The organism is Pseudomonas sp. NFX98 (assembly GCF_047784845.1).
Taxonomy (GTDB): Bacteria; Pseudomonadota; Gammaproteobacteria; order Pseudomonadales; family Pseudomonadaceae; genus Aquipseudomonas.
In genome coordinates, this window is sequence record NZ_JBLNNF010000009.1 from 41,636 (window position 1) to 65,671 (window position 24,036).

Annotated in this window: 22 protein-coding genes; 13 read left to right on the forward strand and 9 right to left on the reverse strand. The window is 59.6% G+C overall.

The features are described 5' to 3' along the window. Positions 1-105: 105 nt before the first annotated feature. From cysG to ACM110_RS13725, 6 genes are all read right to left on the reverse strand, one after another. Positions 106-1,500 carry a siroheme synthase CysG gene (cysG, locus tag ACM110_RS13700; protein WP_416128178.1) on the reverse strand — a complete coding sequence of 465 codons (1,395 nt, stop codon included), beginning with the start codon at positions 1,498-1,500 and terminating at the stop codon, positions 106-108. Further along, a complete protein-coding gene (serS, locus tag ACM110_RS13705; protein WP_150701317.1) occupies positions 1,501-2,781 on the reverse strand; it encodes a serine--tRNA ligase in 1,281 nt (426 codons plus the stop codon). Positions 2,782-2,796: 15 nt separating this feature from the next. Further along, positions 2,797-3,171, reverse strand: coding sequence for a fluoride efflux transporter CrcB (gene crcB, locus ACM110_RS13710; protein WP_077047840.1), 375 nt, complete (start codon positions 3,169-3,171; stop codon positions 2,797-2,799). Beyond that, entirely contained in the window at positions 3,171-4,493 is a 1,323-nt protein-coding gene (locus ACM110_RS13715; RefSeq protein ID WP_416128179.1) for a replication-associated recombination protein A, read from the reverse strand. The genes crcB and ACM110_RS13715 overlap by 1 nt, the downstream gene beginning before the upstream one ends. Positions 4,494-4,643: 150 nt before the next feature. Continuing rightward, positions 4,644-5,267 (reverse strand): outer membrane lipoprotein chaperone LolA, encoded by a 624-nt coding sequence (gene lolA, locus ACM110_RS13720; protein WP_338581865.1) that lies wholly within the window; start codon positions 5,265-5,267, stop codon positions 4,644-4,646. Positions 5,268-5,334: 67 nt separating this feature from the next. Further along, positions 5,335-7,743 (reverse strand): DNA translocase FtsK, encoded by a 2,409-nt coding sequence (locus tag ACM110_RS13725; protein WP_416128180.1) that lies wholly within the window; start codon positions 7,741-7,743, stop codon positions 5,335-5,337. A gap of 319 nt (positions 7,744-8,062) precedes the next feature. On the opposite strand from ACM110_RS13725, the gene trxB reads away from it, so the two are divergent. The 4 genes from trxB (at position 8,063) to infA (ending at position 10,862) form a co-directional block, all read left to right on the forward strand. Next, on the forward strand, positions 8,063-9,022 hold the full coding sequence (gene trxB, locus ACM110_RS13730) for a thioredoxin-disulfide reductase (protein ID WP_416128181.1): 960 nt from the start codon (positions 8,063-8,065) through the stop codon (positions 9,020-9,022). A gap of 63 nt (positions 9,023-9,085) precedes the next feature. Then, positions 9,086-9,766, forward strand: coding sequence for a leucyl/phenylalanyl-tRNA--protein transferase (aat, locus tag ACM110_RS13735; protein WP_416128182.1), 681 nt, complete (start codon positions 9,086-9,088; stop codon positions 9,764-9,766). A 57-nt stretch (positions 9,767-9,823) separates the two neighbouring features. After that, positions 9,824-10,531, forward strand: coding sequence for an arginyltransferase (locus ACM110_RS13740; protein ID WP_416128183.1), 708 nt, complete (start codon positions 9,824-9,826; stop codon positions 10,529-10,531). A gap of 112 nt (positions 10,532-10,643) precedes the next feature. Beyond that, entirely contained in the window at positions 10,644-10,862 is a 219-nt protein-coding gene (gene infA, locus ACM110_RS13745; RefSeq protein WP_002553999.1) for a translation initiation factor IF-1, read from the forward strand. Positions 10,863-11,088: 226 nt separating this feature from the next. On the opposite strand, the gene clpA is transcribed toward infA, so the two are convergent. Together clpA and clpS are read right to left on the reverse strand one after the other, a co-directional pair. After that, positions 11,089-13,359: an ATP-dependent Clp protease ATP-binding subunit ClpA gene (gene clpA / locus ACM110_RS13750; protein ID WP_338581871.1), complete on the reverse strand. Its 2,271-nt coding sequence runs from the start codon at positions 13,357-13,359 to the stop codon at positions 11,089-11,091. 30 nt (positions 13,360-13,389) lie between these two features. After that, complete coding sequence (gene clpS / locus ACM110_RS13755; RefSeq protein ID WP_020799529.1) at positions 13,390-13,773, reverse strand: ATP-dependent Clp protease adapter ClpS; 384 nt, start codon at positions 13,771-13,773, stop codon at positions 13,390-13,392. Between the two features lie 223 nt (positions 13,774-13,996). Between clpS and cspD the strand changes: the two genes are divergently transcribed. Further along, entirely contained in the window at positions 13,997-14,263 is a 267-nt protein-coding gene (gene cspD, locus ACM110_RS13760) for a cold shock domain-containing protein CspD (protein WP_416128184.1), read from the forward strand. Positions 14,264-14,345: 82 nt separating this feature from the next. On the opposite strand, the gene icd is transcribed toward cspD, so the two are convergent. Then, on the reverse strand, positions 14,346-15,602 hold the full coding sequence (icd, locus tag ACM110_RS13765) for an NADP-dependent isocitrate dehydrogenase (protein WP_008015544.1): 1,257 nt from the start codon (positions 15,600-15,602) through the stop codon (positions 14,346-14,348). Between icd and ACM110_RS13770 the strand changes: the two genes are divergently transcribed. The 8 genes from ACM110_RS13770 (at position 15,601) to ACM110_RS13805 (ending at position 23,964) form a co-directional block, all read left to right on the forward strand. Then, positions 15,601-15,768 carry a hypothetical protein gene (locus tag ACM110_RS13770; protein ID WP_416128185.1) on the forward strand — a complete coding sequence of 56 codons (168 nt, stop codon included), beginning with the start codon at positions 15,601-15,603 and terminating at the stop codon, positions 15,766-15,768. The genes icd and ACM110_RS13770 overlap by 2 nt on opposite strands. Positions 15,769-16,095: 327 nt before the next feature. Then, entirely contained in the window at positions 16,096-18,321 is a 2,226-nt protein-coding gene (locus ACM110_RS13775; protein WP_416128186.1) for an NADP-dependent isocitrate dehydrogenase, read from the forward strand. 205 nt (positions 18,322-18,526) lie between these two features. Next, positions 18,527-18,973 carry an NUDIX hydrolase gene (locus tag ACM110_RS13780; protein WP_416128187.1) on the forward strand — a complete coding sequence of 149 codons (447 nt, stop codon included), beginning with the start codon at positions 18,527-18,529 and terminating at the stop codon, positions 18,971-18,973. Between the two features lie 59 nt (positions 18,974-19,032). Beyond that, entirely contained in the window at positions 19,033-20,178 is a 1,146-nt protein-coding gene (gene mnmA / locus ACM110_RS13785) for a tRNA 2-thiouridine(34) synthase MnmA (RefSeq protein WP_416128188.1), read from the forward strand. Then, positions 20,175-20,798, forward strand: a complete 624-nt coding sequence (gene hflD / locus ACM110_RS13790) for a high frequency lysogenization protein HflD (RefSeq protein WP_338581877.1) — start codon at positions 20,175-20,177, stop codon at positions 20,796-20,798. Before mnmA ends, hflD begins: the two co-directional genes overlap by 4 nt. Positions 20,799-20,922: 124 nt before the next feature. Continuing rightward, positions 20,923-22,293: an adenylosuccinate lyase gene (gene purB, locus ACM110_RS13795; protein ID WP_007972090.1), complete on the forward strand. Its 1,371-nt coding sequence runs from the start codon at positions 20,923-20,925 to the stop codon at positions 22,291-22,293. An 86-nt stretch (positions 22,294-22,379) separates the two neighbouring features. Beyond that, positions 22,380-23,549 (forward strand): JmjC domain-containing protein, encoded by a 1,170-nt coding sequence (locus ACM110_RS13800; RefSeq protein WP_416128189.1) that lies wholly within the window; start codon positions 22,380-22,382, stop codon positions 23,547-23,549. Continuing rightward, positions 23,542-23,964 carry a GNAT family N-acetyltransferase gene (locus ACM110_RS13805; protein WP_416128190.1) on the forward strand — a complete coding sequence of 141 codons (423 nt, stop codon included), beginning with the start codon at positions 23,542-23,544 and terminating at the stop codon, positions 23,962-23,964. The genes ACM110_RS13800 and ACM110_RS13805 overlap by 8 nt, the downstream gene beginning before the upstream one ends. Positions 23,965-24,036: the final 72 nt, after the last annotated feature.

Genomic DNA, 24,036 nt, shown 5'->3' on the forward strand with positions numbered 1-24,036 from the left:
GCAAAAAAGCAAAAGATCGCAGCCTTCGGCAGCTTCTACAGAATGACGCGATTCCCTGTAGGAGCTGCCGAAGGCTGCGATCTTTTCGCAACAGGCAACTCAAAATCAGAGTTGCCCCTGAGCCCCTTCAAACCACGCCAGTTTCTCGCGCAGTTGCACCACTTCACCGACGATCACCAATGTCGGCGCATGCACTTCATGCTCCGCCACCAATCGCGGCAAATCGGCCAGCGTGCCGGTAAACACCCGCTGATTGACCGTTGTGCCCTGCTGAATCAACGCCGCCGGGGTATCGGCGCCGCGTCCGTGCTTGATCAACTGCTCGCAGATGATCGGCAAACCCACCAGCCCCATATAAAACACCAGGGTTTGCGCTGGCGCGACCAGATCAGCCCACGGCAAATCGGTGGAACCGTCCTTCAGGTGACCGGTGACAAAGCGTACCGATTGCGCGTAGTCGCGGTGGGTCAACGGAATCCCGGCGTACGCCGCGCAACCGCTGGCTGCCGTGATACCCGGCACCACCTGGAATGGAATGCCGTGGGCCGCCAGTTCCTCGATCTCTTCGCCGCCACGGCCGAAGATGAACGGATCACCGCCCTTCAACCGCACCACACGCTTGCCTTGCTTGGCCAAATCCACCAATTGCTGGTTGATCTGATCCTGCGGCACGGCGTGATCAGCGCGACGCTTGCCGACGTAAACCCGCTCGGCATCGCGACGGCACAACTCCAGAATCGCCGGTGCCACCAATCGGTCGTACAGCACCACATCGGCTTGTTGCATCAGACGCAATGCCTTGAACGTCAGCAGATCCGGATCACCCGGCCCGGCACCCACCAGATACACCTCACCGGTAGCCACCGGCGCTTCACCATCGATTTTCGCCTGCAACAGACGCTCGGCTTCACCGCCCTGCCCGGCCAGTTGACGGTCGGCAATCGGCCCCTGGAAGACCTCTTCCCAGAACGCGCGGCGCTGCTGCACATCCGGGAACAGTTTTTTCACCTGATGGCGAAAACGCGCCGCCAGGCCAGCCAGTTGGCCGTAGGTAGAAGGAATCCAGGTTTCGATCTTGGCGCGGATCAAACGTGCCAGCACCGGCGCATCGCCGCCGCTGGACACCGCAATGATCAACGGCGAACGGTCGACGATCGCCGGGAAGATCACGCTGCACAGCGCAGGAGCGTCGACCACATTGACCGGCACGCAACGTCGATGGGCATCGGCGGACACTTGTGCGTTCAGCGCTTCATCGTCGGTGGCGGCAATGATCAGCCCGCAACCGTCCAGATCCGCTTCGGCATAGCCACGCACCAGGCACTCGCCACCGCTGCCGGCAACCAGTTCGCGCAATTGCGTTTCGATTTCGGGTGCAACCACCCGCAGCAGCGCACCGGCATCGGCCAGCAGGCGGGATTTGCGCAAGGCAATTTCCCCCCCGCCGACGACCAACACACGACTGCCGCGAAGGTTGTGAAACAGCGGCAGATAGTTCATTTAACCGATGACCTCGAGGCCACCCATGTACGGCTTGAGCACCTCAGGTACACGGATCGAACCGTCGGCCTGCTGGTAGTTTTCCAGCACCGCCACCAGCGTACGACCGACCGCCAGGCCGGAACCGTTCAGGGTATGCACCAGCTCAGGCTTGCCGGTTTCCGGGTTGCGGAAACGCGCTTGCATGCGACGGGCCTGGAAGTCGCCGCAGTTGGAGCACGACGAGATTTCGCGGTACTTGTCCTGGCTCGGGATCCACACTTCCAGGTCGTAGGTCTTGACCGCGCTGAAGCCCATGTCGCCAGTGCACAGCGCCAAGGTGCGGTAAGGCAGCTCCAGCAGTTGCAGGACTTTCTCGGCGTTGGCGGTCAGGCCTTCCAGCGCTTCCATCGACTGCGACGGCTCGACGATCTGCACCATCTCGACTTTGTCGAACTGGTGCTGACGGATCATGCCGCGGGTGTCGCGACCCGACGCGCCGGCTTCACTGCGGAAGCACGGGGTGTGGGCGACGAACTTGATCGGCAGTTGCTTGGCGTCGACGATTTCGCCGGCGACGATGTTGGTCAGCGACACTTCGGCCGTCGGGATCAGGTACAGATCGGCTTCGCCTTCGCGGGCGATCTTGAACAGGTCCTCTTCGAATTTCGGCAACTGGCCGGTGCCTTGCAGCGCCGGAGCCTGGACCAGATAAGGCGTATAGGCCTCTTCGTAGCCGTGCTCGGTGACGTGCAGGTTGATCATGAACTGCGCCAGGGCGCGGTGCAGACGGGCGATCGGGCCGCGCAGCAGGGCGAAACGTGCGCCGGACAGCTTGGCGGCGGTTTCGAAGTCCAGCCAACCGAACTTCTCGCCCAGGGCGACGTGGTCCTGTACCGGGAAATCGAAAGCGGTCGGCGTGCCCCAGCGGCGCACTTCGACGTTGTCGTCTTCATCTTTACCGACCGGCACCGATTCGTGCGGCAGGTTCGGGATGCCCAGCAGAATCGAGTCCAGATCGGTCTGAATCGCGTCCAACTCGACTTTACCGGCACTCAACTCGCCCGCCATGCGCTCGACGTCCGCCATCAGCGGCGCGATGTCTTCGCCGCGCTGCTTGGCCTGACCGATGGATTTGGAGCGCGCGTTACGTTCAGCCTGCAGTGCTTCGGTGCGGGTCTGGACGGTCTTGCGCTGTTCTTCCAGCGCTTCGATGCGCGCGACATCCAGGGCATAGCCACGGGATGCCAGGCGGTCCGCTACGTCCTGAAGGTTGCTACGTAACAGTTTGGAATCGAGCATGTCGGTCTCTCGTTATCAAAGTTTGGTCAAGGACAGGCCGGCCCAGGTGGCGAGCAGCCCGCCGAATACGCTGATGGCCGCATAGCCCAGGGCCAGCGGCACTTGCCCGCTTTCCAGCAGGCGCACCGTATCCAGTGAAAAGGATGAAAAAGTCGTCAGCCCTCCGAGGAAGCCGACGATCAACCCGGCGCGCACCTCGATCGGCACCTCCGGGCGAATCAAAAACAGACCGTATAGAACGCCGATCAGCAAACAGCCCACGATATTAACGGCCAGCGTCGCGGTATAGAAGTGCCGCGGCCAATTAGCGTTGATCCAGTTACCCGTGGCAAAGCGCAACAGCGTGCCGGCGATCCCGCCGACGGAAACCGCAACGATCAATGGAAGCACTATTTTCTCCGCTGCCGGGGGCTTAAACGGTCGAGCTTTGCCAGGTGATTGAGCTTTTCGCCGATCTTCAATTCCAGGCCACGGGGCACCGGTTGATAGAACGGGATCGGGTCGAGTTCTTCCGGGAAATAATCTTCGCCGGCGGCGTAGGCATCAGGTTCGTCGTGGGCATAACGGTATTCGTCGCCGTAGCCCAACTGTTTCATCAGTTTGGTCGGCGCGTTGCGCAGGTGCAACGGCACTTCCAGCGAACCGTGTTCGGCGGCGGCGCGCAGTGCGGTCTTGAAGCCCATGTACACCGCGTTGCTTTTCGGCGCGCAGGCCAGATAGGTGATGGCTTGGGCCACCGCCAATTCGCCTTCGGGGCTGCCGAGGCGCTCCTGCACTTCCCACGCCGCCAGGCACAGGCTCAATGCACGCGGGTCGGCGTTGCCGATGTCTTCGCTGGCCATGCGCACCACGCGCCGGGCCAGGTACAACGGATCGCAACCGCCGTCGATCATTCGCGCAAACCAGTACAACGCGCCGTCGGGATTGGAGCCGCGCACCGATTTGTGCAGCGCGGAGATTTGGTCGTAGAACGCCTCGCCGCCCTTGTCGAAACGCCGACGGGTATCGCCGAGCAGGCTTTGCAGCAGGTCGGTGCCGATTTCGCTGTTGTCTTCGGCCAGGTCCGAGGCGTTTTCCAGCAGATTGAGCAAACGCCGGCCATCGCCATCGGCGGCCGACAGCAGCATCTGGAAGCCTTCATCGCTGAGGCTCAGGTTGCGTTTGCCCAAACCGCGCTCTTCGGTCAGCGCGCGGTGCACCAGTTTGCGCAGCGCGGCTTCGTCGAGGCTTTTCAGCACATAGACCCGCGCGCGGGAGAGCAAGGCGTTGTTGAGTTCGAACGAAGGGTTTTCGGTGGTCGCACCGATGAAAATCAGCGTGCCGTCTTCAACGTACGGCAGGAATGCATCCTGCTGCGACTTGTTGAAGCGGTGCACTTCGTCGACGAACAGAATCGTGCGCCGACCGTATTGCGCGGCCTGCTGCTTGGCGATTTCCACCGACTGACGGATCTCCTTGACCCCGGCCAGCACCGCCGACACTGTTTCGAAATGCGCTTCCGAGACTTCCGCCAGCAATCGCGCCAGCGTGGTTTTGCCCACGCCCGGCGGTCCCCAGAAAATCATCGAATGCAGGGCACCCTGCTCCAGCGCTTCGCGCAAAGGCTTGCCGCGAGCGAGCACGTGTTCCTGACCGACGTACTCATCCAGATTGGTCGCGCGCAAACGGGCGGCCAAAGGCTGAGAGATCGGGGCGCTGCGAAACAGATCCATCACACTACCTATGAAACCTCAATTGAACACCGTCCCCCTGTAGGAGCGAGCTTGCTCGCGATGGACTCAAGGACACCGCTGGGTGTCAGGCTGCCAGCGTTACCGTTGACGTCCATCGCGAGCAAGCTCGCTCCTACAGGGTTCTGCGTTTTATTCCTGAATCACGTCCGCGCCCTTGGGGATATCGAACTTGAACTTGGATGCCGGGATCGGCTCGTTGGCCTTCACCCCGGTGAACAAAATATTGGTGCGCTGGCCGACGCTGTCGATCAGTTGCATATCATTGACCAGACCGTTGCGGAACGACAGGCGCAGGCTGTCGAACAAGGTGTCCTTGGTCTTCGGCTTCAAGGTGAAGTCAATCACGCCACCGGCTTCCTTGGCGCTGATGTCGAAGCTCTCGCTGATCTTGGACACGTCACCGGACAACAGCAACGCCGGCGTCTGGGTCAGGCGCTGGTCGAGGTTCTTGATGGTGGCCTGCTCAAGGTCCGGGTCCCACAGGGTGACTTTCTTGCCGTCGGAAACCATGGTCTGCTCGGCAGGAGCATTGGTGTGCCAGTAGAACAGGCCCGGCCGCTGCAACGACATCTCGCCGGCAGTTTCCTGCAACTGAGTGCCAGTGCCATCGAGGGTCAGTTGCGAGAAACGTGCGCTCAGGGTCTGGGATTTTTCCAGCAGTTGGGTCAGACGCGCCACGTCCTTGTCATCGGCGTGGGCCGAGAGCGTGGTCAAAGCCAGTACCGGCAGCAACAGCATGCGGATCAGACGCATGGGAGTCCTCATTACATTCGTGGGAGTGCGGGTGGCGCCTCAGGACGCCGCCCTTTTTCATATCAGGTCAGTCGCGCACCGGCGTTGGGGCCAGCACTTCACGCGAACCGTTGGTATTCATGGACGTCACGACGCCGGCCATTTCCATGGCTTCGATCATGCGCGCGGCGCGGTTGTAGCCGATTTTCAGCTTGCGCTGGACAGCGGAAATGGAGGCACGGCGACTTTCCAGAACGAACTGCACTGCCTCATCGTACAGCGCGTCAGCCTCGGGATCATCGCCGTCGCCACCACCGCTGCTGCCTTCAAAGCCACTGCCGGCCTCTTCGACACCGTTGAGGATGTCGTCGTTGTACTCCGGCGCGCCGCGCAGTTTCCAGGCCTCGACCACACGGTGAACCTCATCGTCGGACACGAAGGCGCCATGCACACGAATCGGCAGACTAGTGCCCGGCGGCATATAGAGCATGTCACCGTGACCCAGCAGTTGTTCGGCGCCACCCTGGTCGATGATGGTCCGCGAGTCGATCTTGCTCGATACCTGGAACGCCATGCGGGTCGGGATGTTGGCCTTGATCAGACCGGTGATCACATCAACCGACGGACGCTGGGTCGCGAGGATCAAGTGAATACCGGCAGCACGGGCCTTCTGGGCGATACGCGCAATCAACTCTTCAACCTTTTTGCCGACGATCATCATCATGTCGGCGAATTCGTCGACCACCACGACGATGGTCGGCAGTTTCTGCAATAACGGTGCTTCGTCGTGGATGCTCTCGCGCTTGTACAGCGGATCGCTCAACGGCTCGCCGGCGTCCTGGGCTTCCTTGACCTTGGCGTTGAAGCCCGACAGGTTTCGCACGCCCATCTTCGCCATCAGCTTGTAGCGGCGTTCCATCTCGGCAACGCTCCAACGCAAGGCGTTGGCCGCGTCCTTCATGTCGGTAACCACCGGGCACAGCAGGTGCGGAATGCCTTCGTAGATCGATAATTCGAGCATTTTCGGGTCGATCATGATCAGCTTGGCGTCTTCCGGCCCGGACTTGAACAGGATCGACAGGATCATCGCGTTCACACCCACCGACTTACCGGAACCGGTGGTACCGGCCACCAGCAAGTGCGGCATCTTCGCCAGATCGGTGATGACCGGCTTGCCGCCGATGTCGTGACCCAGGGCCAGGGTGACCGGTGATTTGAAGTTGTCGTACTCAGGGGTCGACAGCACCTCGGAGAAGCGCACGATCTGCCGGTCTTCGTTAGGAATTTCGATACCGACCGTGGTCTTGCCCGGAATCACTTCCACGACACGCACACTGGTCACGGCCAGCGAACGCGCCAGGTCTTTGGCCAGGTTGGAGATGCGGCTGACTTTTACGCCGGCGGCAGGCTGGATTTCGTAACGGGTAATCACCGGGCCCGGATGAATCGAATCCACGGCGACTTCGACGCCGAATTCCTTGAGCTTGATTTCCAGCAAGTGGCCAACCGCAGCCAGGGATTCCGGCGAATAATTGAGTTGTTTCTTTTCTGCCGGGTCGAGAATCGAAATCGGCGGCAAGGTGCCTTCCACGGCGCTGTCGACGAACAGCGGGGCCTGCTTCTCTTTTTCGACACGCTTGCTCGGCGCGGCGGGCTTGGCCGGCGCCGGCGCAATAACAGGCGGCACCTGCTTCTCGCGCTCGGACATGTGCTTGCTCAGGGCCTGCTCACGTTCGATCAGACGTTCCTTGACCTTGGCCTGTTCGCGTTTGTCGCTGACGGTCGGCGCGACCACGTCGTGAACACGGTCGTCGACTTCACGCAATTGCGCGACCAGTTGCTTGCGCTCGGTACGGGCCGCCCACCAGCGATTGGCGGCACCCTGGAACAGTTCGAACAGGTCGAGGGTGATCTTGCCGGTGACGTCCATCACCTTGAACCACGACAGGTCGGTGAATACGGTCAGGCCGAACAGGAACAGGGCGATGAACAGCAGCGTGCTGCCCTGAATGTTCAGCGCGTTCTTCGCCAGGTCGCCAAGGCTTTCGCCCAGCGCGCCACCGGCGCCGGCCGGCAGACCGGTCGCGGCATGGAAATGGATATGCGCCAGCGCAGCACCGGACAGCACCAGGAACACCAGGCCGATCAAACGCCAGGAAAACAGCCAGCCGCTCCACTGCCACGGCTCGTGGCGCTGACGGAAGATCTGGTAAGCCTTGATCGCCAGCAACAACGGGAAGATATAGGCGAAGTAACCCAACACCATGAACAGGATATCGGCGCTGTAGGAGCCCGCCGGACCGCCGAAGTTCTGCACGTCGTCGATCTTGCTGTTGTGGCTCCAGCCCGGATCGTCCTTGCCATAGGTCAGCAAGGCCATCATCAGAAACAGGCACAACGCACCGATGGCGATCAATGCACCTTCCTTGAGGCGGTAGTGCAAATGCTGGCGCCAGAGCGGAACGACTGTTTTGGGTGCTTCGGTGGATTTCTTCAAAACGCTACTTTTCCTGCGCCCAAGGCGCGTCCATCTGATGAATGTCTTTAAAAAAACGGCAAAAAACTGCCCAATCCAGGCAGGTAAAAAAGTTAACAGGCGTAACTGGGACTACTTTTAACACTGCGCCCCGGTTTTTATAAACACGAAGCGCATTGCTTATTTTGTTACAAGCACTGTTTCAGCCAGGCATTGTACGGGTTTGCTCATCCAATGCCATGCTGGCAACACTTGTATGCAGCATAGCCAAAAGCCCATTGCATGCGACTCAATTTGAGCATGCATTCTCTTTTGTGACAAAGGCTTATGAGGTGTTTTTATGAGCGCAGTGCAACATCACCGCCTGATCATTCTGGGTTCCGGCCCCGCCGGTTACAGCGCAGCCGTGTATGCCGCCCGCGCCAACCTCAAACCCGTTGTCATTACCGGCATACAGGCAGGTGGCCAGCTCACCACCACCGTCGAAGTCGATAACTGGCCAGGCGATGTCGAAGGTCTCACCGGCCCGGTCCTGATGGAACGCATGCAAAAACACGCCGAGCGCTTTGACACACAGATCGTCTACGACCACATCCATACAGCCAAGTTGCAACAGCGCCCGTTCGAGTTGACCGGCGACAGCGGCACTTATACGTGCGACGCACTGATTATCGCCACCGGCGCTTCCGCGCAATACCTGGGCCTGCCATCGGAAGAGACATTTGCCGGCAAAGGGGTTTCGGCCTGCGCGACCTGCGATGGATTCTTCTATCGCAAGCAGGTGGTTGCCGTAGTCGGCGGCGGCAACACGGCGGTTGAAGAAGCCCTGTACCTGTCGAACATCGCCAGCGAAGTGCACCTGATTCACTGGCGCGACAAGCTGCGCTCGGAGAAAATCCTCCAGGACAAACTGTTCGAGAAAGCCGCCAATGGCAACATCCGCCTGCACTGGAACCAGAATCTGGATGAAGTGTTGGGTGACGCCAGCGGCGTGACCGGCGCCCGCCTGCGCGACAGCCATACCGGCGAAACCAAGGAATTGGCGGTTTCCGGCGTGTTCATCGCCATCGGCCATAAACCCAACACCGATCTGTTCGTCGGCCAATTGGAAATGCGCGACGGTTACCTGCTGGTCAAGGGCGGCAGCGAAGGTGACGCCACCGCAACCGCCATCGAAGGTGTGTTTGCGGCCGGCGACGTGGCCGATCACGTCTATCGCCAGGCGGTCACCTCCGCCGGGGCCGGCTGCATGGCAGCCCTCGATGCGGAAAAATACCTCGACGACATTCCCGTCGTTTAACGGCACACTGGGTGGCGAGCCTCACGCTCGCCACCGCCCTCCCCTTCTGCAAGCCCGGACGCCATGCTGACTTGGTTACAACGCAACTCCCTGACTTTCCCGCCGCTGGAAAAAGCCATGCGCGACCCCAACGGCCTGTTGGCCGCCGGTGGCGACCTGTCTGCCGATCGGTTGATTCAGGCCTACCGCCACGGTTGCTTTCCATGGTTCTCGGAAGGCCAGCCGATTCTCTGGTGGTCGCCGGACCCGCGCACCGTACTGTTTCCCGACGAATTGCATGTGTCCCGCAGCCTGGGCAAATTGTTGCGCCAGCAACGCTATCAAGTGACTTTCGATCAGGATTTTTCCGCGGTCATCAGCGCCTGCGCCGCGCCACGGGAATACGCCGACGGCACCTGGATCACCGAGGCCATGCAGAACGCCTACCTGCAACTGCACAAGCGCGGTTACGCGCATTCGGTGGAAGTCTGGGATCAGGGCACGCTCGTCGGCGGGTTGTATGGCCTGGCGATGGGGCGGCTGTTTTTCGGCGAGTCCATGTTCAGCCGCGCCGACAACGCCTCCAAATATGGCTTTGCCACCCTGGTGCGACATCTGAAAGACTCAGGTTTTGTCCTGATCGACTGCCAGATGCCCACCGACCATCTGCACAGCCTGGGCGCCCGGGCGATCCCGCGCAGCGCGTTTGCGGGTTATCTGTCGCAATATCTGGATCAACCCAGCCGAGCAACCTGGGTTTGCTGAGCGACTTTTGCGCGCGTGGCTTACACTTAATCGAAAGCATTATCCCGAGGGTTGATCATGACCGAGTTGGCGCGTTTGAAGTTCTATGCCACTCAGCCCCACTCTTGCAGCTATCTGCCTGAGGAGCAGGCCACGACCCTGTTCCTCGACCCTAGCCAGCCCATGGATGTGCATGTCTATGCAGACTTGTCGGAAATGGGTTTTCGTCGCAGTGGCGACCACTTGTATCGCCCCCATTGCCAGAACTGCAATGCGTGCGTACCGGCGCGCATTCCTGTAGCCCAATTCACGCCCAACCGTCAGCAGAAGCGTATTTTCAAGCGTAACGCCGACTTGCAGGTACGCCCGGCCAAGCCTGGTTTCAGCGAAGAGTATTTCGACCTTTATCAGCGCTACATCGAAGAGCGGCACGCCGACGGCGACATGTACCCACCCAGCCGCGATCAGTTTTCGACCTTCCTGGTCCGTGACCTGCCGTTTTCACGATTCTACGAATTCCGTCTCGACGGACGGTTGCTGGCGATCGCCGCCACCGACCTGCTGCCCAACGGTCTGTCGGCGGTCTACACCTTCTACGAGCCCGCCGAAGAACGCCGCAGCCTGGGGCGTTACGCCATCCTCTGGCAAATCGCCGAGGCCCGGCGCTTGGGGCTGGACGCGGTGTACCTGGGCTACTGGATCAAAAACTGCAAAAAAATGAGTTACAAGACCCAATATCGCCCCATCGAGCTGCTGGTTAACCAGCGCTGGGTCGTTCTGAACTAGAGCACACCCTTAAACCCCTTGGCTTGACCCCCACTTTTCGGGCACAATGCACGCCGCTTTTGCCTGGCGCAGTTGCACCGGGCCATTCACTGGACACCGAGGGCTTTACTGCATGTCGAAAGAAGACAGCTTCGAAATGGAAGGCACTGTCGTCGACACCCTGCCCAACACCATGTTTCGCGTGGAGTTGGAAAATGGGCACGTCGTAACCGCGCATATTTCCGGCAAGATGCGCAAGAACTACATCCGTATTCTTACCGGTGACAAAGTGCGCGTCGAGCTGACGCCCTATGACCTGAGCAAAGGGCGCATCACTTACCGCGCTCGCTAATCAGGTCAATACAAAACGCCCGGCATAATTGCCGGGCGTTTTTGTTTGCCTGCGATTTAGCTGCCGCGCACTGCCCTTGTAGGAGCTGCCGAAGGCTGCGATCTTTTGATCTAAAAAACAAAGTCAAAAGATCGCAGCCTTCGGCAGCTCCTACAGGGCACCGGTGAATATGACAGACAGCAAAAAGGCGCCATTCGGCGCCTTCTTGCTTTATTGCGGTTTAACGTCAGGCCATTTCAGCCGTGGTCTCGAACTCGAAGGTCAGCTCGCCGTCCTTGATGTCGATGTGTACCACACCACCATGTTCGGCCAGTTCGCCAAAGAGAATCTCCTCCGCCAATGGACGCTTGATCTTGTCCTGAATCAGCCGAGCCATAGGTCGAGCACCCATTGCCGAGTCGTAACCACCGGCCGCCAGCCAGCTGCGAGCCGCATCGGTGACTTCCAGCAACACACGCTTGTCTTCCAGCTGCGCCTGAAGCTCGGTAAGGAACTTGTCCACCACGCTTTTGATGACCTCATGGCTGAGGCGACCAAACTGGATAATGGTGTCCAGGCGGTTGCGGAACTCCGGCGTGAAGCTCTTCTTGATCACTTCCATCGCATCGGACGAGTGGTCCTGATGGGTGAAACCGATCGAAGCACGTGCTGCGGTTTCGGCACCGGCGTTGGTCGTCATGATGACGATCACGTTACGGAAGTCCGCCTTGCGCCCGTTGTTGTCGGTCAGCGTACCGTGGTCCATGACCTGCAACAGCAGGTTGAAGACTTCCGGATGCGCCTTCTCGATTTCATCGAGCAACAGCACGCAGTGTGGCTGTTTGGTGATGGCTTCTGTCAGCAGACCGCCCTGATCGAACCCGACATAGCCCGGAGGTGCACCGATCAGACGCGATACGGTGTGACGCTCCATGTATTCGGACATGTCGAAGCGAATCAGCTCGACGCCCAACGCCTTGGCCAACTGACGCGCCGCTTCGGTTTTACCAACGCCGGTAGGCCCGGCGAACAGGAACGAACCGACAGGTTTGTCAGGCGACTTGAGGCCGGCACGGGACAGTTTGATCGCAGTCGCCAACGAGTCGATCGCGGCATCCTGACCAAACACCGTCAGCTTCAAATCACGCTCAAGGTTACGCAACAGTTCTTTGTCGGAACTGGTGACGTGCTTTGGCGGAATCCGCGCGATTTTCGCGACGATGTCCTCGACTTGCGGCACTTCGATGCGCTTCACACGCTTCTCGACCGGTTGCAGGCGCTGGTAGGCACCCGCTTCGTCGATGACGTCGATGGCCTTGTCCGGCATGTGACGGTCATTGATGTAACGCGAAGCCAGTTCGGCAGCCGCGCGCAGGGCTTCATCACTGTATTCGATATTGTGATGGCTCTCGAAACGCCCCTTCAGGCCGCGCAGAATACCGATGGTGTCTTCCACCGAAGGCTCCGACACATCGACCTTCTGGAAGCGTCGTGCCAAGGCACGATCCTTCTCGAAGATCCCGCGGAACTCCTGGAAGGTAGTCGAGCCGATGCAACGGATATCACCGGACGACAACAGTGGCTTGAGCAGGTTCGAGGCATCCATGACGCCACCGGACGCAGCACCCGCACCGATGATGGTGTGGATTTCGTCGATGAACAGGATCGCCTGCGGACGTTTTTTCAGCTCATTGAGCAACGCCTTGAAGCGTTTCTCGAAATCGCCACGATATTTGGTCCCGGCCAGCAAGGCTCCCAGATCGAGGGAATACACCACGCTGTTGGCCAGCAGGTCCGGCACCTGGTTGTCGACAATACGCTTGGCCAGGCCTTCGGCAATCGCGGTTTTACCCACGCCCGCCTCGCCCACCAGCAACGGATTGTTTTTGCGACGACGCGCCAGGATCTGGGCGACGCGCTCGACTTCCAGCTCACGTCCTACCAACGGATCGATACGCCCCTGGCGCGCGAGTTCGTTAAGGTTGCTGGCATAAGCATCCAGCGGATTGCCTGAAGAAGAAGACTCACCGCCCTCGTCATCCTGCATATCTTGCTCACCTTCAGAGTGATCGCCGTGCCCTGGCACCTTGGAGATGCCGTGGGCGATGTAGTTGACGACATCGATGCGCGCAACGCTCTGCTGTTTCAGCAGGAACACTGCCTGACTCTCTTGCTCACTGAAGATCGCGACCAGCACATTGGCGCCAGTCACTTCGCGTTTGCCCGAGCTCTGTACGTGAAACACAGCACGTTGCAGTACACGCTGGAAGCCCAGGGTTGGCTGGGTTTCGCGATCCTCGTCATGAACGGGGATCAATGGCGTGGTGGAGTCGATGAACTCCTGCAGGTCATGCTTGAGTTTGTCGAGGTTTGCACCGCACGCACGCAAAACGGTGGCGGCAGCCTCATTGTCCAATAGGGCCAGCAGAAGGTGTTCGACGGTCATGAATTCATGACGCTTCGAACGAGCCTCCTTGAAGGCAAGATTGAGGGTGACTTCGAGCTCGCGGTTTAACATAGCTTCACCTCATACCCAAGTGTCCGGCGATTAACCGTCCTTCTCGATTTCACAGAGTAGCGGATGCTGGCTTTCCCTGGCGTACTGGTTGACCTGCATGGCCTTGGTCTCGGCGATGTCGCGGGTAAACACTCCACATACTGCCCGTCCTTCTGTATGGACGGCCAGCATGACCTTGGTCGCCAGCTCGCGATTCAGGTTAAAAAACACCTCGAGCACTTCGACGACGAAATCCATCGGTGTGTAGTCATCATTAAACAAAACCACCTTGTACATCGGCGGCGCCTGTAAAGCAGGCTTGGCCTCCTGGACAGCAATGCCTGCGGAATCGTCGTCGTGTTCCTCCGGGCGATCTTTCTGGAGAGTCGGGCGATCCTGATTGAATGTTAGTCGAATCTGGCTGATTGCATGCATGGAAAGAAAGGTTCGTCAGTTGTGCAAATACAGTGGTGGGGGCGGTCCTGGAGGATTTCAACTCCGACTGCCTGTCACCTTGACTATCGGCAAAACGGTGTTACAACCAATAGAGCCCACAGTGGGTAAAAAAGGTCCGCGGAGTCAACTTTTTTCGAAGAAGTGACTGCGGATGAACTGGATGATACTCCAGTGATGGAGTCTGTTGCAGAGGGATATGGGTATGTCAGGCGTCAAGGTCAGCGGCAAGGTGAAATGGTTCAACAACGCCAAGGGTTACGGTTTTATCAATGAGGATGGCAAAAGCGAAGATCTCTTCGCCCATTACTCGGCCATTGAGATGGATGGCTATAAAACCCTGAAAGCCGGCCAGGCTGTCGTCTTCGAGATCATCCAGGGACCCAAGGGCCTGCATGCCGTCAAAATCGGTGCTCCTGTTGATATCGCGAAGGCCGCGACAGTCGCCACGCAACAGACCGAGAAGGTTTAACACCGCTCCGTCATCCAGTCATAAAAAAACCGCCCGATTCAATCGCTTGAATCGGGCGGTTTTTGTCATGCCTGCCGTTCGCTTACATGTGCGAGATCAGCGCATCGCCGAAGCCTGAAGACGAAACCAGCTTGGCGCCGTCCATCAAACGCTCGAAGTCATAGGTCACGGTCTTCGCGGAAATCGCGCCGTTGGTGCCCTTGATGATCAGGTCGGCCGCTTCGGTCCAGCCCATGTGGCGCAGCATCATTTCAGCGGACAGGATCAGCGAACCCGGATTCACCTGGTCCTTGCCGGCGTACTTCGGTGCCGTACCGTGGGTGGCTTCGAACATGGCGACGGTGTCGGACAGGTTGGCACCTGGCGCAATACCGATACCGCCCACTTCCGCCGCCAGGGCGTCGGAGAGGTAGTCGCCGTTCAGGTTCAGGGTTGCGATCACATCGTATTCGGCCGGGCGCAGCAGGATCTGCTGGAGCATGGCGTCGGCGATGGCATCCTTGACGACAACGTTCTTGCCGGTTTTCGGGTTCTTGAACTGCATCCACGGACCACCGTCGAGCAGGGTCGCGCCGAACTCTTCAGCCGCCACTTCGTAGGCCCATTCCTTGAAGGCACCTTCGGTGAACTTCATGATGTTGCCTTTGTGCACGATGGTCAGCGAATCGCGATCGTTGTCGACCACATATTGCAGGGCCTTGCGCGCCAGACGCTTGGTGCCTTGCAGGGAAACCGGCTTGACGCCGATACCGCAGTTTTCGTCGAAACGGATCTTGGTGACGCCCATTTCTTCTTTAAGGAATTTGATGACCTTGGTGGCTTCCGGCGTACCGGCCTTCCATTCGATACCGGCGTAGATGTCTTCGGAGTTCTCTCGGAAGATCGTCATGTCGACGTCGCCTGGCTTCTTGACCGGGCTAGGCACGCCTTCGAACCAGCGTACCGGACGCAGGCAGACATACAGGTCGAGTTGCTGGCGCAGCGCCACGTTGAGGGAACGGATACCGCCGCCGACCGGCGTGGTCAACGGGCCCTTGATGGAAACCACGTAATCCTTGACCGCGTCCAGGGTTTCCTGAGGCAGCCAGGTGTCCTGATCGTAAACCTGAGTCGCTTTTTCCCCGGCGTACACTTCCATCCAGGAAATCTTGCGCTCGCCGCCGTAAGCCTTTTTCACAGCAGCATCGACAACCTTGATCATGACCGGACTGATGTCGACACCAATGCCGTCGCCTTCGATGAAGGGAATGATCGGGTTATTAGGAACATTGAGAGAATGGTCTGCATTGACGGTGATTTTGTCGCCGACGGCTGGAACCTGAATCTTCTTGTAACCCATGCTGAACTCCATTGATTGGATTGAACATCTGGCTTGGTTCGAGCGTAACCCAGTTGAATCGGCGCGCAAACCCTATGTTCTATCCATATGCCGCAAAGCCATACAACTGGCGCGCTACAAGCCTGAAAGCAAAGGGAAAAGCGCCAAAATCAAGCACGACGAATGACACCACGCCGCACTCGCCCCTGCGACCTTTAGACCAATGGACGAGAATCGTTGCGTATGAACCATCGGCAGATTGCCAGCTACCTATGTATAATGCCGCCGCTGACCAAAGGGTCACGACGACTGGAAGGCTCTACGATGAGACTTTCAGCCCGACAGGCCGGCCTGTTACCGCAGACCGGCTGCTTGACGCCCTACTGATGCACCCAACATCACAGCAACGAAATCTCGATATTCGGCTCATGGATGACTTTGAACGAACGCGCTTACCCGGCGCCCCTCGAGTTTCTGCGCACGCTTTAGCAAAGAAGAGAGAGTTAATCCGAATATGCCCACCCGCTCGAAGATCATCTATACCTTCACCGACGAAGCTCCAGCCCTCGCCACCTATTCACTGTTGCCTATCGTAGAGGCGTTCACCGCCTCGGCTGATATCGCCGTTGAAACCCGCGATATCTCTCTTGCAGGGCGCATCCTGGCCAGCTTCCCCGAGCAACTGGGCGACAAAGCCGTAGCCGACCACCTCGCCGAACTGGGCGACCTGGCCGTTACGCCTGAAGCCAACATCATCAAACTGCCGAACATCAGCGCCTCGGTTCCGCAACTGCAAGCCGCGATCAAAGAACTGCAAGCCCAGGGCTACGCGCTGCCGGACTACCCGGAAACCGTGACCAGCGACGCCGACAAAGAAGCCAAGGCCCGCTACGACAAGATCAAGGGCAGCGCCGTGAACCCGGTTCTGCGTGAAGGCAACTCCGATCGTCGCGCGCCGCTGTCGGTGAAGAACTACGCTCGCAAGCACCCGCACAAAATGGGCGCCTGGGCTGCGGACTCCAAGTCCCACGTTGCGCACATGAGCAACGGTGACTTCTACGGCAGCGAAAAAGCCGCCCTGATCGACGCCGCCGGCGCCGTGAAAATCGAACTGATCGCTCAAGACGGCACCACCACCGTCCTGAAAGAAAAAACCAGCGTTCAGGCTGGCGAGATCCTCGATTGCGCGGTCATGAGCAAAAACGCTCTGCGTGCTTTCATTGCCGCTGAAATCGAAAGCGCCAAGGCACAAGGCGTACTGCTGTCGGTTCACCTGAAAGCGACCATGATGAAGGTCTCCGACCCGATCATGTTCGGCCAGATCGTTGCCGAGTTCTATAAAGACGCACTGGCCAAGCACGCTGACGTGCTGGCACAGATCGGCTTCAACCTGAACAACGGCATCGGCGACCTGTACGCTCGCATCAAGGCCCTGCCGGCCGAACAGCAAGCTGCCATCGAAGCTGATATTCAAGCGGTCTACGCCGCTCGCCCATCGCTGGCGATGGTCAACTCCGACAAAGGCATCACCAACCTGCACGTGCCGAGCGACGTCATCGTCGACGCCTCGATGCCGGCCATGATCCGTGACTCCGGCAAGATGTGGGGCACCGACGGCCAGCTGCACGACACCAAGGCTGTGATCCCGGATCGCTGCTACGCGACCATCTACCAGGCAGTGATCGAAGACTGCAAGGCAAACGGCGCGTTCGATCCAACCACCATGGGCAGCGTGCCAAACGTTGGCCTGATGGCGAAAAAAGCCGAAGAGTACGGCTCCCACGACAAGACTTTCCAGATCAAGACCAACGGTGTTGTCCGCGTGACCGACACCAATGGCACCTTGCTGCTGGAACAGTCGGTTGAAGCCGGCGACATCTTCCGCATGTGCCAGACCAAAGACGCGCCGATCCAGGACTGGGTCAAACTGGCCGTCAACCGTGCTCGCGCCAGCAGCACTCCGGCGATTTTTTGGCTGGACCCGATGCGCGCCCACGACGGCGTAGTGATCGAAAAAGTTCAGGCTTACCTGAAGGATCACGACACTGCCGGTCTGGACATCCAGATCATGGCGCCAGTCGATGCAATGAAATTCACCCTGCAACGCACCCGCGAAGGCAAGGACACCATCTCGGTGACCGGCAACGTACTGCGTGACTACCTGACCGACCTGTTCCCGATCATGGAACTGGGCACCAGCGCCAAGATGCTGTCGATCGTGCCGTTGATGAATGGCGGTGGCCTGTTCGAAACCGGCGCCGGCGGTTCGGCTCCGAAGCACGTTCAGCAGCTGCTGGAAGAAAACTTCCTGCGCTGGGATTCGCTGGGTGAGTTCCTGGCCCTGGCCGCGTCCCTGGAACACCTGGGCGTGACCTACAACAATCCAAAGGCGCTGGTTCTGGCCAAGACCCTGGACCAGGCCACCGGCCAGTTCCTGGACAACAACAAGTCGCCATCGCGCAAAGTCGGCAACATCGACAACCGCGGCAGCCACTTCTACCTGGCGCTGTACTGGGCTCAAGCCCTGGCTGCCCAGACCGAAGACACTGCCCTGCAAGCGCAGTTCGCGACCCTGGCCAAAACCCTGACCGAGAACGAGGCGACCATCGTTGCCGAGCTCAACGCCGTTCAGGGCAAGCCAGTCGACATCGGCGGTTACTACCACGCCAGTGCCGAGCTGATCAGCAAGGCCATGCGCCCAAGCGCCACACTCAACGCGGCGATTGCTGCGCTGGTGTAAGGTTGTAATGCTGTAAAGAAGCCCCGGCCCAGTGCCGGGGTTTCTGTTTGTGGTACTTATTGATCAACACAAACCCCTGTGGGAGCTGGCTTGCCAGCGATGGCGGCTTATCATTCGCCACTGATGCTGACTGACCCACCGCAATCGCTGGCAAGCCAGCTCCCACAGGGTGCGTATTGCAATCTCAACAATCGAGGGAAGCTTCATGGACTGGAAACCCCACATCACCGTCGCCACCATCGTCGAAGACAATGGCCGCTTCCTGATGGTCGAAGAACACAAGGCCGGTCGCAACGTACTCAACCAGCCCGCCGGTCATCTCGACCCAAACGAAACCCTCACCGAAGCCGCCGTGCGCGAAACCCTCGAAGAAACCGGCTGGGACGTCGAACCCACCGGCGTTCTGGGCATTTACCTGTACACCGCCCCGAGCAACGGCGTGACCTACCAACGGATCTGCTTCATCGCCAAACCGCTGAAACATCACCCGAATTATCAACTGGACGACGGCATCGTCGGCGCCAAGTGGTTGACCCGCGACGAATTAATCGAGCAGCGCGACAACTGGCGCAGCGAGTTGATCATCCGTTGCATCGACGACTACCTGGCTGGCAATCACTTCAGCCTCGAATTGATCCGTCCTTCTCTTTAGCCTTGTGCGCTTCAGCCTGCTAGAATCGCGTCCTTTTTCAAGACACTCATTGAATCCCTATGCGTGATCCAGCCCCTTCTGACACACAAAAGAAGCGCGTCATTGTCGGTATGTCCGGCGGCGTGGACTCTTCCGTTTCCGCCCTCCTGCTGATCGAGCAGGGTTATGAGGTGGAAGGCCTGTTCATGAAGAACTGGGAAGAAGACGATGGAACGGAATACTGCACCGCCATGGACGACCTGGCGGACGCCCAGGCCGTGTGCGACAAGATTGGCATCAAGCTGCACACCGCCAACTTCGCTGCCGAGTACTGGGACAACGTGTTCGAGCATTTCCTCGCCGAATACAAGGCCGGACGCACGCCGAACCCGGACATCCTGTGCAACCGCGAGATCAAGTTCAAGGCGTTCCTCGACTACGCCATGATGCTCGGTGCCGACCTGATCGCCACCGGTCACTACGTGCGTCGCCGCGACATCGATGGCCGCACCGAACTGCTCAAGGGCCTGGACCCGAACAAGGACCAGAGCTACTTCCTGCACGCTGTCGGCGGTGAACAGATCGCCAAGACCCTGTTCCCGGTCGGCGAGCTGGAAAAACCGCAAGTACGCGCGATTGCCGAAAAATACGAACTGGCGACCGCGAAGAAAAAGGATTCCACCGGGATCTGCTTCATCGGCGAACGTCGCTTCAGCGACTTCCTCAAGCAGTACCTGCCGGCGCAACCGGGCGAGATCAAGACCACCGAAGGCGAGATCATCGGCCGTCACCACGGCTTGATGTACCACACCATCGGCCAGCGTCAGGGCCTGGGCATCGGCGGCCTGAAAGACGCCAGCGACGAGCCGTGGTACGTGCTGATCAAGGATCTGGAGCGCAACGAGCTGATCGTCGGCCAGGGCAACGACCACCCGTGGCTGTTCTCCCGCGCCCTGCTCGCTTCGGACATCTATTGGGTCAACCCGATCGACCTGACTGAGCCGCGCAAGCTGACCGCCAAGGTCCGTTATCGCCAGAGCGACCAGCCTTGCACGCTGGAGAAGACCGCCACCGGCTACCGCGCAACCTTCGATGACCCGCAACGCGCGGTCACTCCAGGTCAGTCCGTGGTGTTCTACGACGGCGAAATCTGCCTCGGCGGCGGCGTCATTGAAGTTGCAGAGCCGTGGACCAGCAAAGGCGCTCTTCAAGGCGAGCAGCAATGACCCCCACTCAGGAGCAACTGACCGCGCTGGGCGGCGTATTCCTCGCCGCCGTGCTGGTGGACAAGATTGCCAAGACCGGCCAGACCAACGAAGCCGGCCTGACCTGCATGCTCGGCAGCCTGCTGATCCGCGACCCCAAGGACACTCTGGAAGTCTATGGTGGCGACGACATCAATCTGCGCGAAGGCTATCGCGCCTTGGTCGGCGCTCTCGAGCGCGACCCGAGCGCCCTGCAGCGCGAGCCGCTGCGCTATGCGCTGGCCATGCTCGGCCTTGAGCGTCAGTTGGCCAAGCGTAGCGACATGCTGGACGTGATCGGCAAGCGTCTGCCGCAGATTCAGTCCCAGGTTGAACACTTCGGCCCGGCCCACGAAAACGTGATCGCCGCCTGCGGTGCGCTGTATCAGGACACCTTGAGTACCCTGCGCCAACGCATCCAGGTGCATGGCGACATGCGCAACCTGCAACAGCCGAGCAACGCCTCGAAAATCCGCGCCCTGTTGCTGGCCGGTATTCGTTCGGCACGCCTGTGGCGGCAATTGGGCGGTCATCGCTGGCAGTTGGTGGTCAGCCGCCGCAAATTGCTGAAAGAGCTTTACCCGTTGATGCGTAACGAATAACTCGCATCGACAGCACCGAACCTAGCAATACGCGTAATACGCCGGTCAGTTGGCGACGGACCGGCGGATTTTTTCATGTATGATACGCGCCCCATTTCGTTGCCCGACTGTCCGAGAACACCCCATGCAGCTTTCTTCGCTCACTGCGGTTTCCCCTGTTGACGGCCGCTACGCCGGCAAAACCCAGGCCCTGCGCCCAATTTTCAGCGAGTACGGCCTGATCCGTGCCCGCGTTCTGGTTGAAGTGCGCTGGCTCCAGCGCCTGGCCGCTCACCCTGCCATCAGCGAAGTGCCGGCGTTCTCCGCCGAAGCCAACGCTGTGCTCAACACCCTGGCGGAAAATTTCTCTCTGGAGCACGCCGAGCGCGTCAAAGAGATCGAGCGCACCACCAACCACGACGTCAAAGCCATCGAATACCTGCTCAAAGAGCAAGCGGCCAAGCTGCCGGAACTGGCCAAGGTCAGCGAGTTCATCCACTTTGCCTGCACCAGCGAGGACATCAACAACCTGTCCCACGCCCTGATGCTGCGCGAAGGCCGTGATGACGTGATGCTGCCGCTGATGCGTCAGACCGCCAACGCCATCCGCGAACTGGCCATCCGTTTCGCCGACGTGCCGATGCTGTCGCGTACCCACGGTCAACCGGCCTCGCCGACCACCCTGGGCAAAGAACTGGCCAACGTGGTTTACCGTCTGGAGCGCCAGATCGCTCAAGTCGCTGCCGTTCCGCTGCTGGGCAAGATCAACGGCGCTGTCGGCAACTACAACGCTCACCTGTCGGCCTACCCTGAGATCGACTGGGAAGCCAACGCCCGCGCCTTCATCGAAGACGAGCTGGGTCTGGGTTTCAACCCGTACACCACGCAGATCGAACCGCACGACTACATTGCCGAGCTGTTCGACGCGATCGCCCGCTTCAACACGATCCTGATCGACTTCGACCGCGACATCTGGGGCTACATCTCCCTGGGCTATTTCAAGCAGCGCACCATCGCCGGCGAAATCGGTTCGTCGACCATGCCGCACAAGGTCAACCCGATCGACTTCGAAAACTCCGAAGGCAACCTGGGCATCGCCAACGCACTGTTCCAGCACCTGGCGAGCAAACTGCCGATCTCCCGCTGGCAGCGCGACCTGACTGACTCCACCGTACTGCGCAACCTCGGTGTCGGCTTCGCCCACAGCGTGATCGCATACGAAGCCAGCCTGAAAGGCATCAGCAAACTGGAGCTCAACGAGCAGAAGATTGCCGCTGACCTGGACGCTTGCTGGGAAGTTTTGGCCGAGCCGATCCAGACCGTGATGCGTCGCTACAACATCGAAAACCCGTACGAAAAACTGAAAGAACTGACCCGCGGCAAGGGCATCAGCCCTGAAGCACTGCAGACTTTCATTGACGGCCTGGACATGCCCGCCGCCGCCAAGGCCGAGCTGAAACTGCTCACCCCGGCCAACTACATCGGTAACGCTGTAGAGCAAGCCAAACGCATCTGATCGACCGCTTGACCCTTTTAAGACGCCCGGCAGCGCCGGGCGTTTTTATTCCCGTATGAAAAGTGCTTTTTTTCAATAGGTTACACATGAATCCTGACATCCCTCTTCAACTTCTGGGCGGCATCACGGCACGGGAATTCCTGCGCGACTACTGGCAGAAAAAACCGCTGCTGATCCGTCAGGCGATTCCTGATTTCGAAAGCCCGATCGACGCCGACGAACTGGCCGGCCTGGCGCTGGAAGAAGAAGTCGAATCGCGCCTGATCATCGAGAACGGCGAGCGTCCTTGGGAATTGCGTCGCGGCCCGTTTGCCGAAGACGAATTCAGCAAACTGCCTGAGCGTGACTGGACCTTGCTGGTTCAAGCCGTCGACCAGTTCGTACCGGAAGTCAGCGAACTGCTGGAGCACTTCCGCTTCCTGCCGAGCTGGCGCATCGACGACGTGATGATCAGCTTCGCCGCCCCGGGTGGCAGCGTTGGTCCGCACTTCGACAACTACGACGTATTCCTGCTGCAAGGCCATGGCAAGCGCAACTGGAAGATCGGCCAGATGTGCGACTCCGAAAGCCCGCTGCTGCAACACGCCGACCTGCGCATTCTCGCCGACTTCGAAGCGACCGATGAGTGGGTTCTGGAACCGGGCGACATGCTGTACCTGCCGCCGCGTCTGGCCCACTGCGGCGTGGCTGTCGATGACTGCCTGACTTACTCGGTCGGCTTCCGCGCACCGAGCGCCGCTGAAGTGCTGACCCACTTCACCGACTTCCTCAGCCAGTTCCTGCCGGACGAAGAGCGTTACACCGACGCCGACGCCCTGCCTGCGGCCGATCCGCACCAGATTCAGCACGACGCCCTTGATCGCCTGAAAAACCTGCTCGCCGAACACATGAGCGACGAGCGTTTGCTGCTGACCTGGTTCGGCCAGTTCATGACCGAGCCGCGCTACCCGGAACTGGTAGTCGGCCCGGAAGACCTCGCAGAAGACGACGTCCTCAGCGCGCTGGAGCAAGGCGCGGTGCTGATCCGCAACCCGAGCGCGCGCCTGGCCTGGTCCGAAGTCGACGACGACCTGCTGCTGTTCGCCAGCGGCCAGAGCCGTTATCTGCCGGGCAAACTGCGCGAGCTGCTGAAGATGATCTGCGCCGCCGACGCGCTGCACGTCGACAACCTCGGCGAATGGCTGAGCGACGAAGACGGTCGTGGCCTGCTGTGCGAACTGGTCAAGCAAGGTAGCCTGGGGTTCGCCGATGAATAAGATTCACGTACGTGTCGCAGACTGGCAAAAGGACAACGCCGAGATCCGGCGCATTCGTGAGACGGTGTTCGTCGCCGAGCAATGCGTTCCACCTGAACTGGAATGGGACGCCGATGACGCATCGGCCGTGCATTTCCTCGCGCTCGAAGGCGACTTTCCGATTGGCACCGCGCGCCTGCTGCCCGACGGACACGTTGGCCGGGTGTCGGTACTCAAGGACTGGCGAGGCCTGAAGGTCGGCGATGCATTGATGCAAGCAGTGATCGGTGAAGCCGAAGAGCGCGGGCTGAAGCAACAAATGCTCAGCGCTCAGGTTCAGGCCAAGGCGTTTTATGAGCGCCTGGGCTTCAGCATGGTCAGTGAGGAGTTCCTGGAAGCAGGGATTCCGCATGTGGATATGGTTCGCCACAGTTAAGATCAAAAGATCGCAGCCTGCGGCAGCTCCTACAGAGTTTTACGTCCTCCTGTAGGAGCTGCCGCAGGCTGC